At 68.5% G+C, this 13,067-nt stretch carries 11 protein-coding genes; 8 read left to right on the top strand and 3 right to left on the bottom strand.

Translation table 11 applies throughout. The features are described 5' to 3' along the window. The first annotated feature begins 114 nt into the window (after positions 1–114). The 8 genes from AB0L64_RS04640 (at position 115) to AB0L64_RS04605 (ending at position 10,086) form a co-directional block, all read left to right on the top strand. Positions 115–2,424 (top strand): DEAD/DEAH box helicase, encoded by a 2,310-nt coding sequence (locus tag AB0L64_RS04640; RefSeq protein WP_363707674.1) that lies wholly within the window; start codon positions 115–117, stop codon positions 2,422–2,424. A gap of 37 nt (positions 2,425–2,461) precedes the next feature. After that, entirely contained in the window at positions 2,462–2,872 is a 411-nt protein-coding gene (locus AB0L64_RS04635; protein ID WP_363707672.1) for a hypothetical protein, read from the top strand. Between the two features lie 317 nt (positions 2,873–3,189). Beyond that, positions 3,190–3,957, top strand: a complete 768-nt coding sequence (locus tag AB0L64_RS04630; protein ID WP_363707670.1) for a hypothetical protein — start codon at positions 3,190–3,192, stop codon at positions 3,955–3,957. A 536-nt stretch (positions 3,958–4,493) separates the two neighbouring features. Then, complete coding sequence (locus AB0L64_RS04625) at positions 4,494–5,933, top strand: extracellular solute-binding protein (RefSeq protein ID WP_363707668.1); 1,440 nt, start codon at positions 4,494–4,496, stop codon at positions 5,931–5,933. Next, positions 5,933–6,889: a sugar ABC transporter permease gene (locus tag AB0L64_RS04620; protein WP_359936870.1), complete on the top strand. Its 957-nt coding sequence runs from the start codon at positions 5,933–5,935 to the stop codon at positions 6,887–6,889. The genes AB0L64_RS04625 and AB0L64_RS04620 overlap by 1 nt, the downstream gene beginning before the upstream one ends. Continuing rightward, complete coding sequence (locus tag AB0L64_RS04615; protein WP_355474981.1) at positions 6,886–7,707, top strand: carbohydrate ABC transporter permease; 822 nt, start codon at positions 6,886–6,888, stop codon at positions 7,705–7,707. The genes AB0L64_RS04620 and AB0L64_RS04615 overlap by 4 nt, the downstream gene beginning before the upstream one ends. Continuing rightward, positions 7,707–8,798, top strand: coding sequence for an ABC transporter ATP-binding protein (locus AB0L64_RS04610; protein ID WP_363707665.1), 1,092 nt, complete (start codon positions 7,707–7,709; stop codon positions 8,796–8,798). Before AB0L64_RS04615 ends, AB0L64_RS04610 begins: the two co-directional genes overlap by 1 nt. A gap of 40 nt (positions 8,799–8,838) precedes the next feature. Then, on the top strand, positions 8,839–10,086 hold the full coding sequence (locus tag AB0L64_RS04605; RefSeq protein WP_363707663.1) for a CehA/McbA family metallohydrolase: 1,248 nt from the start codon (positions 8,839–8,841) through the stop codon (positions 10,084–10,086). 884 nt (positions 10,087–10,970) lie between these two features. Here AB0L64_RS04605 and AB0L64_RS04600 read toward each other — a convergent pair. From AB0L64_RS04600 to AB0L64_RS04590, 3 genes are all read right to left on the bottom strand, one after another. Beyond that, entirely contained in the window at positions 10,971–11,417 is a 447-nt protein-coding gene (locus AB0L64_RS04600) for an NYN domain-containing protein (protein ID WP_363707661.1), read from the bottom strand. Between the two features lie 10 nt (positions 11,418–11,427). Next, on the bottom strand, positions 11,428–12,048 hold the full coding sequence (locus AB0L64_RS04595; RefSeq protein ID WP_363707659.1) for a response regulator transcription factor: 621 nt from the start codon (positions 12,046–12,048) through the stop codon (positions 11,428–11,430). A 586-nt stretch (positions 12,049–12,634) separates the two neighbouring features. After that, positions 12,635–12,967: a TadE family type IV pilus minor pilin gene (locus AB0L64_RS04590; protein ID WP_363707657.1), complete on the bottom strand. Its 333-nt coding sequence runs from the start codon at positions 12,965–12,967 to the stop codon at positions 12,635–12,637. Between the last annotated feature and the right edge of the window lie 100 nt (positions 12,968–13,067).

Raw genomic sequence — 13,067 nt, 5'->3', positions numbered from 1 at the left:
CTCGCCCACCCGAAGTCGATTCCCCTCCGGAAAAAGCCGCGTGCATCCGCGCGTGCATTCTCAGCGGACTCTCAGCGGCAAGCCCTTGTCCGTGCAGGGCACTACGCTCACCGTATGCGTGCAGGTGGTGAGGCGGCTGCCGTCCTGAAGCGCCTGGCCGCCGGTCGTGACGACCGGTTGACGCATGTCGAGGCGGTGCCGCCACGGCTGGGACAAACATGTGATTGGCCGCGGTGGGTGCCGTCCGAGGTGCTCGACCAGTTGCGGGACTCCGGCATCACGGCCCCCTGGACCCATCAGGTCGCGACCGCCGAGGCGGCGTATTCGGGCAGGCACGTCGTCGTGGCGACCGGGACGGCATCCGGCAAGTCGCTCGGGTACCTGTTGCCGGCCCTCGCCACGTTGAGCATCGCGCAGGCCGCGTCACCACACCGTCGTACGGCGTCGGTGCTCTACCTGTCTCCGACCAAGGCGCTCGCCCATGACCAGTTGCGCGCGGTCTCGGCGTACACCGTGCCGGGTCTGCGGGCCACGACGCTGGACGGCGACTCCGAGCGGACCGAGCGGGACTGGGCGCGCGACCACGCGACATACGTGCTCAGCAACCCGGACATGCTGCACCGGTCGGTCCTGCCGAACCATCAACGCTGGGCGCGGTTCCTGGGCTGCCTGCAGTACGTCGTGGTCGACGAGTGTCACCACTACCGCGGCGTCTTCGGTGCGCACGTCGCCGGCGTACTGCGGCGGCTGCGGCGGGTCTGCGCGCAGTACGGCGCCAATCCGATCTTTGTCTGCGCCTCGGCGACAGTGGCCGAGCCGGCGCTGTCAGGTGAGCGCCTGACCGGGCTGCCGATGGTGGAGGTGGTCGAGGACGGCTCTCCACGCGGCGGCATCGCCTTCGGCCTCTGGGAGCCGCCACTGACGGCCCTGCACGGCGAGAACGGCGCACCGGTACGACGGTCCGCCACAGCCGAGGTGGCCGACCTGCTCACCGACCTGGTGGTCACAGGTGTCCGCACGGTCGCGTTCGTCCGCTCGCGGCGTGGAGCCGAGACGGTGGCGATGACAGCCCGGGAGAACCTGGCCGAGGTCGACCCGGCGCTGACGGACCAGGTGTCGGCGTATCGAGCCGGGTATCTGCCAGAGGAGCGGCGCCGGCTCGAGGGCATGTTGCAGAGCGGCGAGCTCACCGGCGTCGCGGCGACGAACGCTCTCGAGCTGGGCATCGACATCGCCGGACTGGACGCCGTGCTGCTGTCAGGATGGCCCGGCACCCGCGCCTCACTGTGGCAGCAGGCCGGTCGCGCCGGGCGCGCCGGCGGGGACGCGGTGGCGCTCCTGATCGCGCGGGACGACCCGCTGGACACCTATCTGGTGCGCCACCCGGGCGCCATCTTCGGCCGCCCGGTCGAAGCCACCGTGTTCAACCCGGAGAACCCGTACGTGCTCGGGCCTCAACTGTGCGCCGCCGCCCAGGAGCTACCGCTGACGCCCGACGATTTCGAGATCTTCGGCGAGACGACAGCGCAGGTGATCGCACAACTCGTACGGCAGGGTGCTCTGCGGGAGCGGCCGCACGGGTGGTTCTGGACGCGCCGGGAGCGCGCCGTCGACGCCATCGACATCCGGTCCGCCGGCGGCAAGACGGTGCAGATCGTGGAGGACCGGACCGGTCGCCTGCTCGGCACGGTCGATGGCGGCTCGGCCCATGCGTCGGTGCACGAGGGCGCCGTCTACGTGCACGCGGGCGAGTCGTACCTGGTGCGGTCGCTGGACCTCGAGGAGCACGCCGCGGTCGTCGAGCCCGCCTCGCCCGACTACACGACCTTCGCCCGGGACGTGACCGAGATCAGCATCCTGGCGACCGAGGAGACGTGCACCTGGGGGACGGCGGAGTTGTCGCGCGGCTGGGTCCAGGTGACGAGTCAGGTCATCTCGTACCAGCGCAAGCTGATCGCGACCGGCGACGTACTCGACGAGCAGCCGCTGGACCTGCCCGAGCGCACCCTGCGGACCAAGGCGGTGTGGTGGACGATGCCCGACGCCGCCGTCGAGGCGCTCGGGCTGGCCGACGTACCGGGCGCGGCCCACGCGGCCGAGCACGCGTCGATCGGCCTCCTCCCGCTGTTCGCCACCTGCGACCGCTGGGACATCGGCGGCGTCTCCACCGCCCGGCACGCCGACACCGGCCGGCTCACGGTCTTCGTGTACGACGGCCACCCCGGTGGCGCCGGATTCGCCGAACACGGGTACGCCGCGGCGCGCGAGTGGTTGACCGCGACACGCGAGGCGATTGCACACTGTGAATGTACGGACGGATGCCCTTCGTGCGTACAGTCGCCCAAGTGTGGGAACCAGAACAACCCACTCGACAAGAGCGGCGCGGTGGCGCTGCTCTCCGCATTACTGAGCAGTGAGGCCTGACGAGTCCGGCGGTCTCCGGACGGAGAGGCAGCGTGCCATGGTCGTCCTCGGAGTTGTTCTGATCGTTCTGGCCGTGCTGTTCGGCCTGGGCGTCTCGGTGTCGTCCACCGCATCGACGACGATGGAGGTGTTCGGCGTCGACTTCGGCGTCTCGGTGCCGACGATCTTCTTCCTCGGCGCGGTGACCGGTGCCGCGCTGATCGCCGGTCTGTGGCTGACGAAGAAGGGACTCGGTCGCGGCTGGCGGCGCCGCAAAGAGATGCGCGAGCTGCGCGCCCAGGCGGCGAGCACGCCGAGTAACACCGTCGGCGGAGAGATCACGGAAAGTGACGCCGCTGCCGATGTCCCGCCGCGCCTCGAGGGTTCGCCGGAAGCGCCCGCCGACGAGCGCCTGGCGACCGAGCAGGAGCTCGCGCCGGACCCCAGGGACACCAAACAGCCCCACTGACAACTCTGTTGCCTACGGCATCTTCCAACGCGGTGCACTACCTGAATCGCAGCGGATTGCCGTAAGATCTCGAACAGCTCACAACGGCGGAACAGCGGCCTCGCATCCCGATGTAGATGCCTTGCGCAACGACGCCTGCCTGGCAGTTAGTTGCCATTGGCATCAAGTTTCGCAAGGTCGGCATAACCTCCTCGGTCGCTCCTGTGCCTTACTTGTTGTGGCGTCAACGTCGCGCTGAGTCACTGCCGGCGTTCCGGCTCGCGCCACGGGTCCCGACGGCCTGACGCCAAGCGATGGCACGACCTCTGGAGGTTGTCTTGATCATCCGAAAGCTGTTCAGTCGCACCGGCGTGGTGGTGCTCGCGGTCAGCGTGGCGATCGCCACCGCCGTACCGGCCCAGGCCGCGAACCCGGCACCCCGCGGTTCGACGGCACCCGGAGTCACCGTGGGCGTGGCACAACAGATCGCCACCCGCTCCGACACGCGCTACTGCCTGACGTTCGTCGCGGCCGACAAGGTCCCGATGGCGGTCATGATGGCGTGTGCGCCGGGCAAGGAAGGCAAGACCCAGGAGTGGATCTACACCGAGTCCGGCCAGCTGCAGGTCGCGATGAGCAAGAGCGTCGGTGGCGCCCTTGCCGCGACCGGAGCCTGCCTGGACAGCGGTGCGGACCTGGCCAAGGTTCCGGCGTCGGCTCCGCTGCTGGTCCTGCCCTGCCGTGACGGTGACGGCCAGAAGTGGAACTACGACGAGGGCACCGGCACGTTCGTGAACGCCGCCAGTGGGCTCGCCCTGACGTCGCTGCTTGGCAAGGGGAAGGCCAAGCAGGCGCAGCCGACCGGCACGATGAGCGCCGCCGGCACTCCGGTCCAGGCCTGGAGCGGCCTTCCGGTGCCGAGCCTGGACATCCTGGGCGCGGTGCTGGCACTCGTGAACGCGCTGCTGGCGTCGCTGGGCCTGGCCCTGCCGCTGCCGATCGCGGGCGCGGCCGCCAGCCTGCTGTCGCTGCTCAGGCCGCAGGTTCCGATCCCGGCCCAGATGACGGTGCTGCCGAAGCAGATGATGCAACTCGCCCAGAGCTGAGCCGAGGAGGACACCAGCCACCAGCCAACGAGAGGACGGCCGGCCCCGACATCGTCGGGGCCGGCCGTTTCTCTCTCCTTGTCTCTCGTGCCGTCGCTCTCGGTCGGCCAGGCGGTGCTCGGGGATGAGTTCCGGGATGCCCGCTGCTTGCGCGTCAGCGGGAGCCCGGTGTCGTCACCGCGCGGCCCTCGGTCACCACCAGCACCAGCAGTGGCAGAGCAGGTCGTCGACAAGGCAAGCGACTCCGTGGAGCAGTCTCACGTCTTTCACCTCCGATCCGCTGAACCGAACGGCAAGACAGTAGCTCCGCTGATCACCCTCTGTATCTACTCAACTACCTGTTGCCACACAACCTTGAGCATCCTTTAACTCTTCCGCAACGACTGCCACGAGATCCCGACTTGACAGTTCGCGGTTGGTTGCCTCCAGCCCCTGACAACGTTCGCCTCCGGGTTGGGAAAAAGTCTTCACATAGTCGCCGGAGAGTGCCAATGTTTGACCGGCACGCTGCTGGACCACTTCTGCTAGGAGCCCTGATGCGATCTCTCTCGCGGTTGACCACCGCCGGCGTCCTCGGCGCCGCGGCCCTCGCCCTGCTCACCGGATGCCTCGGCTCGTCCGACTCCGGCAGCGGCGACCAGGACGCGAACCGGAACGCCGACGCCAAGAAGGTCGAGCTGACCTTCGGTTCGAACTCGGTCAAGGGCGGTAAGAGCAGCGCCGGCGCGACCTTCGTCGAGGACGTGCTGATCCCGAAGTTCGTCGCCGACCAGAAGGGCAAGGGCGTCGACGTCACGGTCAAGTTCCAGGGCGACGGCTCCGACGACGAGGTCTACAAGCAGAAGCTGTCCCTCGACCTGTCGAACAAGTCCGGGCCGGACCTGTTCCAGATCGACGGCATCTGGGTCGGCGAGTTCGCCCAGGCCAACTACATCAAACCGCTCAGTGACACGGTCGGCGACGGTGCTGGATCTGGGGCCAAGGTGGACGACTGGGACGGCTGGAAGCAGATCCCGGAGTCGGTTCAGGCGCTCGGCAGCTACAACGGCCAGCGGTACGGCGTACCCGGCGGCACCGACGGCCGCGTGCTGTACTTCAACAAGAAGCTCTTCCAGCAGGCCGGACTGCCCGCGGACTGGCAGCCGAAGTCCTGGGCCGACATCATCTCCGCAGGTCAGGCGCTGAAGAAGATCGCCGGTGTGACGCCGATCCAGATCAACGCCGGGACCGCGATGGGCGAGGCGACCACCATGCAGGGTGTGCTGCCGCTGCTGGTGGGCACCGGCGCGACCGTGAACTCCGACGGCAAGTGGCTCGGCAACAACGAGCAGCTGCGGCAGGTGCTCGACTTCTACCACCAGGTGTACTCGACGGGTCTCGGCGACCCGGTGCTGCAGCGCGAGGCGAAGGGCCGGGACAAGTCGTTCGCCGAGTTCGCCGCGAACAAGATCGGCATCCTGCTGGAGAGCGACTACTTCTGGCGCAGCGTCGTCGAGCCCAAGGAGGGCGTCGCGAAGATGGCCGACCGCGACACCGCGGTGGGCTGGGCGATGATCCCGGCGCGGCAGCCGGGCGCCGGTGTGAAGGGCCAGGACTTCGTCTCGATGTCCGGCGGCGGGGCGACCGTGATCAACCCGAACACCAAGTTCCCGCAGCAGGCCTGGGAGTTCCTGCAGTTCATGAACTCCGCCGAGATGGTGAAGGAGTCGCTGGCCGGCGCCGCCAAGATCACCCAGCGCTCGGACGTCAACAGCGAGGTGCTGAAGAGCGACCCGATGCTGAGCTTCGTCGCCGAGAAGGTGCTGCCGATCACGCAGTACCGCCCGGGCCGGGCCGAGTACCCGAAGGTCTCGGCGGCGCTGCAGCAGGCGACCGCGGACGTGGTCGGCGGTAAGAGCACCGACGCCGCCGCGGCGGCGTACGGGAAGGCCGTCGAGACTGCGGCCGGCGGCAAGGACAAGGTCAACAGCAACTGATGACTTCCGCTTCCGCACCTCCCGTGCCCGCCGAGCCGGTGCCGGGACGTGGATCGGGCCGTCGATCAGGCGGTGGCCGGGGACCCGCGCGCGACGTCGCGGGCCTCGGCGTCGGCCGGGCGCTCGGCTTCGTCGCGCCCGCGATGCTGCTGATCGGCGCGTTCCTGATCTTCCCCGCGCTCTGGACCATCTACATCGGCGTCACGAACTACCGGCTGACCGGCGTCGAAGCCGTGTCGCCGTCGATCGTGGGCTTGTCGAACTACACGAAGGCGTTGAACGACGCCCTGTTCCACAACGCGTTGTGGCTGACGCTGCTGTTCGTGCTCGGCTCCGCGATCATCGGGCAGAACGTGCTCGGCTTCACGCTCGCGTGGGTGATGCGCCGCACGCGTCCCGCCGTACGCCGGACCGTCGAGGCGTTCGTCCTGCTCGCGTGGATCCTGCCCTCGACCGTGGTCGCGTACCTGTGGGTCGCGTTCTACGACCGCGACGGCGGCACCTTGAACAGTCTGCTGGGCACACCGGGGACCGCGTGGCTGATCGACTACCCGATGGCGTGCCTCGTGGTCTTCAACACGTGGCGCGGTACGGCGTTCTCGATGATGCTCTACTCGTCGGCGCTGCAGGCCGTGCCGCCGTCGCAGCTCGAGTCGGCGCGGATGGTCGGGGCATCGGGCTGGCAGACCCTGCGGGACGTGGTGTTCCCGCACATCCGCGGGCACGTGCTGACCAACACGCTGCTGATCTCGCTGTGGACGGCGAACGACTTCTCGCCGTTCCTGCTCACCAAGGGCGGACCGAACCACGAGTCCGAGACGGTGCCGGTCTACATCTACAACGTGGCCTTGCAGGGCGGTGAGCTCGGGTACTCGTCGGCCATCTCGTTCCTGCTGCTGATCGCGAACCTGCTGGTCTCACTGGTCTATCTGCGGCTCTTGCGGAGGCGCTCGTGACGACGTCCTTTGTGCTGCGCCGGATCGGCTTCTACGTGCTGATCTGCGCGATCACGCTGTTCTTCGCCGTACCGATGCTGTGGATCGCGTCGGCGCCGTTCGACGCGTCGCCGGGCCTCGGGGTGCACTGGCCGGACTGGACGCTGGAGAACGTCCGGAAAACGCTGGACCACCCGTACGCGATGCACTCGATGGTCAACTCGTTGCTGATCTGCGTGACGACCGCGGTTGCCGTGACAGCTTTTGCCGCGTTGGCCTCTTATGCACTGTCGCGGGTCCGCATCCCCGGACGCGACGCCCTGCTGTACGGGTTGCTGCTGCTGTCCTCGGTCGTCACCGGGACGGCGGCGATGGTGCCGATCTTCGTGATGATGTTCCAGCTCGGGCTGATTGACTCCCGGTTCGGCGTCGCGCTGGTGATGACCGGCGGGCTGTTGCCGGCGGCCATTTTCATCCTGAAGGACTTCGTCGACGCGGTGCCGAAGTCGTACGAGGAGTCGGCGCGGGTCTTCGGTGCGTCCACCGGCCAGATCCTGCGCGACGTGGTCCTGCCGGTCGCCCGCCCCGGGCTGGCGACCATCATGGTCTGGGCGTTCGTCAACTCCTGGGGCAACTTCCTGGTGCCCTTCCTGCTCATCCGGTCGATCGACAAGCAGCCCGGTGCGGTGCTGATGCAGACCCTCACCGACGAAGGCGGCAGCGTGAACCTGCAGGTGCTGCCGGTGTTCTCGCTGCTGTTCTCGATCCCGGTCGTCGTGCTGTACCTGCTGGTGAACTCGCGTTACGGGTTCCGTTTCCACGGAGGGATCAAGAGCTGATGGCGGGCATCGACATCGAAGGCCTCGCAACCGTCTACCCGAACGGCGTCCGCGCCGTCGACGGGCTGGACCTGCACGTGGCCGACGGCGAGTTCTTCGCCCTCCTCGGCCCGTCCGGTTGCGGCAAGACCACGCTGCTGCGAACGATCGCCGGCCTGGAGACCGCGACCGAGGGGACGGTGCGGATCGACGCGGCGGATGTGACTCGCGTGGAGCCCGGCAAGCGCGGCGTGGCGATGGTGTTCCAGGACTACGCGCTCTTCCCGCACATGAGCGTGTCCGAGAACATCACCTATCCCTTGAAGGTCCGCCGGGTCGCCGCGGCTACTCGCGCGGATGTCGCGTCGCGTACCGCGGGCGAGCTGTCGCTGGACGGGCTCCTCGAGCGCAAGCCCGGGCAGCTGTCCGGCGGTCAGCAGCAGCGCGTCGCGCTGGCCCGCGCGATCGCGTCCGAAGGCAAGGTCCTGCTGCTCGACGAGCCGCTGTCGAACCTCGACGCGCGGCTCCGGCTCGAGGCGCGGACGTTCCTGAAGAAGCTCCAGCGCGACCTCGGCATCACCACGGTCTTCGTCACCCACGACCAGGCCGAAGCGCTGGCGCTCGCCGACCGCATCGCCGTGATGGAGTCGGGCAAGCTCCGGCAGCTCGGATCTCCTCGTGAGGTCTTCGCCCGTCCCGCCAACACCTTCGTGGCGAACTTCATCGGGTCGACGCCGATGAACCTGCTCCCGGGCAAGGTGCTCGGCGACGGCACCGTGTCCGTGGCCGGCGGATCGTTGCCTGCGGCCACCTCATCCACCCCGACGGATGCCGAGGTCACGGTCGGCATCCGGCCCGAGTACCTGACGCTGTCCACCGGCGACGTCAGCGGGCCCGCACTGCGCGGCGAGGTCGTCGTCGCCGAGAACCTCGGCACCCAGTCACTCGTCACCGTCGACTGTGCCGGCACCCTCATCGGCGTGACGGTCCCCGAGGAGACCGAGCCGGTACCTGGCGCGCCCGTCGCGCTGACCGCGCCGGCTTCTCGTGTCCTGCTCTACACCCAGGACAGCGGCGAACTCCTGGCCGCCGAGCCGGCCTCCGTCGTCTGATGCTGCCGCACAGCTCGTTCGAGAGCAGGGAGATCGCCTGATGGCCGTTACGTCGTACCGCCGGCGATGGACACTCGACGACCGCGCCGAGTCGGTGTGGCATTCGCTGCCCGTCGACATCCCGGCCGACTGCCCCGGCCTGCACGTCACGCTCACCATCCCGCCGGTCGAGGGCGCCGTCATCGACATCGGCTGCGAGGGCGCGGCCGGCTGGCGCGGCTGGTCCGGCGGTGCCCGCACCACTTTCGCGATCACACCGTCGGCCGCCACGCCCGGCTACGTTCCCGGCGAGCTCGAAGCAGGCACCTGGTGGGTCGTCCTCGGCCTCCACCGAGTACCGGTCGAAGGTGTCGAACTGCTCGTCGAGGCAGTCACCGGCCCGGTCGACACCATCCCCGGTCTCACCGAGTACGCCGAGGCCTCGGCCGCGATCGCCGTACCGCCGCGACCACCTCGCCGTACGCTGCCCGCCTCGTCCGGCCTGAAATGGATCGCCGGCGACTTCCACGCGCACTCCCTGCACTCGGACGGCTCTACCCCGATCGCCAACCTCGCCGCGCTCGGTGTGTCGGCCGGACTCGACGTACTCGCCGTCACCGATCACAACACAGTCGCCCACCACCCCGAACTCCCGTCGCTCAGCAAGCGCTTCGGCATCGGCCTCATCCCCGGCCAGGAAGTCACCACCGACACCGGCCACGCGAACGCGTTCGGCGAGATCGGCCCGATCGACTTCCGCCGACCGGCCGCCACCTGGGTCTCGGAAGTCGCCCGGCGCGGGGGTCTCCTCTCCATCAACCACCCGCTCGGCGGCGACTGCTCCTGGCGCCACCCGCTCCCCGAACACCCACCACTCGCCGAGATCTGGCACTCGTCCTGGCTCGACCAGACCTGGGGCGGCCCCGTCGCCTGGTGGCAGGCGTGGGGCCTCGAGAACACCACCCCCATCGGCGGCAGCGACTGGCACAACCCCACGTCCCTAATGCCACCCGGCTCCCCCACCACCTGGATCGCCGTAGACGCCAACGCCGAAGGCCCCGACGAACTCCCCACCGCCACCCTGCAAGCCCTAGCCGCCGGCCGCACCGCCCTCTCCTGGTCCTACACCGCCCCCGTCCTCATCCGAGCCGACGACGAACTCATCGCCCTGGACGCCCCCAACACCCTCGTCATCTCCCCCGACGGCACCCGCCACCCCGTCCCCACCCCCAAAACCCACCTCCCCGCCACCCCCGGCCCCCACCTCCTCATAACCCACACCGGCCAACTCCTCTCCACCTGCGCCTAACTCCCTCCTTCCCCCCGCACAGGCCCGGCGCGACCTCGCGGCACCCAACAAACAGACACACACCAGCCACACGATGCACCCGCAGCCCGCCATAGATGAACCGATGCACCGGCCGGCGCCGCAGCTAGGCGAGCCGGCACAACCGGTTCCACACACGCCCCACCAGGAGAGGTCCAGCGCGGGGCCGACCAATCACGCAGGTCGGGCAGAGCAGCCCGACACATACGCCAAACCAGGCAAGTCGGCGCAGCCTGGCCAGCGCGGAGGTACGACGGCACAGGCACGACAAGGCAAGCCCACACCCGCAGGACCGCGCCGACACATACACCCAATCCAGGCGGGCCGGCGCAGCCCGGCCAGCACACGCACGACGGCACACGCACGACAAGGCAAGCCCACACCCGCAGGGCGACGCCAGCACATGCATCCAGTCCAGGCCTGTCGGCGCAGCCTGGCCAGTACAGGTACGACGGCACAGGTACGACGAGGCAAGCCCACACCCGGCGGCCCACGCCGGCACATGTACCCAATCCAGGTGGGTCGCACGGTCAGGCCAGCGCGGGTACGACGACACCGGCACAACCGCGGCACACGCGGTGCGGAGCATGCGTCGCGGGAGGCGTGCAGCCGAGGGCGGCCGGTTGATGCGGCGGCGGTGATGTCAGGTCGGCGACGGGATTGGTGCTTGCGGGACGCAGTGGTCGACCTGACGAATCCAGCCCCGGCGAGGCCGCGCAGGGTAATTCAACTTCTGCTACGGCAGCCCGACCTGGGCCTGTTCGTGCGCAGGCCGGTTTGGCACGGCGAGGTCGTGGCTTGTGCCGCGCCAGATTGTTGCCGCACGCATGAATGCCGGCGACCGGCGTACGAGCGGTCCCGGCCAGCTACTCGGGTAACGCGTCCAGCTGATCGAGGAGCCAGCGCGGACCGGTGGGGGTCGCGCCGGTGGGTTCGACACGTTGCCGGAGCTCGCGGTCCGCGGTGACGACGGTGACCGCCGGGTGATGCGCCTGCCCGACGACCTCCGCGGTAACGCTCACGATCGTGTCGTCACCAGACCCCGACGCAAGCACCACCCGAACACGACCTGTATCCGGCGCACCCTCCCCAGACACCGCCCGGCGAGCAGCACCCTCCAACACCACAACCACCTCGGTGTCCGGCAACTCCTCCTGCAAGGCAGCGAGCCGCGTCAACAACCGCCGAGCCGCGCCGACCCGATCCCGCCACCATCCGTCCGGCCGCGACCCAACCACGTTCGCAGCATCGACCACGACAACTCGGCTCCGACCGTCATCCACCACCCCAGTCTGCCCGTCCCCGCAGACCATCGACGATCAACTAGTCGAGAAGCCAGCCGTTTCGTTCCGCGATCTCGACCGCATCGGATCGAGTGTGCGCACCGGTCTTGCCGATCGCCGACCACAGTCGAGTACGGACGACACGCTCGGACACGTCGAGCTTCTGTGCCATCAGCGCGACCGATCCACCGTCCCGCGCCGCGCGAAGGGTGTCAGTCTCGTCAGCGTTGAGCGGAGTTTCGGAGTACCGGAGGTTGTCGGCCGCGAGGTTCGCATCGACCACCCGGAGGCCCAGGTGCACCCGCCGTACCGCATCAGCCAGTTGCGGTACCGGACTGCCCTTCAACGCGAACCCTTTCGCACCGGCATCCAGCCCGCGGCGCATGTGCACCGGCCGCCCGTACGTCGTCAGCATGACGACCCGGCACTCCGGCATCGACGTACGCAACTTGGTGGTCACAGTGATGCTGTCGTTGCCCGGACCGGCCGCGTCGAGCAGCGCGACGTTCGCCCGATGCCGTCTGGCGGCACCTACGACGTCGTCAGATCGGTTGAGCTCGGCAACGATCTTCAGATCGCGCTCACGCTCCAGACCGCTGCGAAGCAAACCTCGGCTGAGGATCTGGTCGTCAACCAGCAGCAGCCGAATCGGGTCGGGCAAACGAGCCTCCGAGGTAGCATCCGGGCGCCGGGGAAGTACGTCCGGGAACATGAGCAGTACTCGGTTCCCGATCATGGAGCGCCGGTCCGTACGTCGTCCACATCAACGCGGCATCTCTACCAGATTGCGACCAGATCGCGATCACCGGAGGACCGGCCGCACGACGAGTGGTTGACGAGGCGACATCAGACCGGGCCGGCTCGCGCGGCCGCGCTCAGAGTTGGACGTGCTATTCGGAGGTCCAACCGCAGCGATACCTCAACAGTGACCGCGTCAGACGAGACCAAGCACGCGGTCAGCTGCACCTTGTTGAGCGCAGCTGCCCGCTCTGCTGTCGCGCAAGGCGTTGTAGGCGGTCTGGTGCCTGTGGGTTTCTGCTCGCCCGGATCAGCCTGACCGGTCGCATCGTCGGGGTCGGAAGCATCGAGAGAATCGGCGGCGCTCAGCGCGGTCATGTCGGCCGCCGCGGTGAGTTTGTGGTGGGCGGTGGAGATGGCCGTCCAGAGGACCGCCGCGGCGAGCACTGTGCAGAGGAGTACGACTGCGAACAAAATGTGAAGCGTGGCGCTGCCTCGTTCGGAGCGGGTCATGGCGTCTCCGGCTCCGCTTGCAGGATGGCAGTTGCTGTGAGGCTCGCGGGAGAGAAGACACCGAGCAACGGCGGGGTATGCACGGGCACGGCAGTGACTACCACTTTGATGTCTGATGCCTCGCGGGTGATGACGATCGTGCCTGTCGGAACGGTACGGTGTCCGATCGCTTTCGCCTGATCGACCGGCTCGCCACGCGCGACCGCCCGGGCGACGTCGCGGGCAGCATCGATGCATCTGATGTTCAGCACAACCAGTCCGATGGACCAGATCCCCAACAACAGAACTGAAACCAACACCGGCAGCACCAACGCCATCTCGGCCGTCACCGCTCCCCGCTCACCCCGCCGCCGCAACCCGTCGGGCATCGCCTCACCAACTGGACGAGCCCCACACCCACCAATCGCGGCGCCCTCTCCGCCTCCACTC

The organism is Kribbella sp. NPDC051936 (assembly GCF_040680955.1).
Taxonomy (GTDB): Bacteria; Actinomycetota; Actinomycetes; order Propionibacteriales; family Kribbellaceae; genus Kribbella.
The sequence above is the reverse complement of the archived record's forward strand: the minus strand, read 5'-3'. Positions and strand labels throughout refer to the sequence as shown.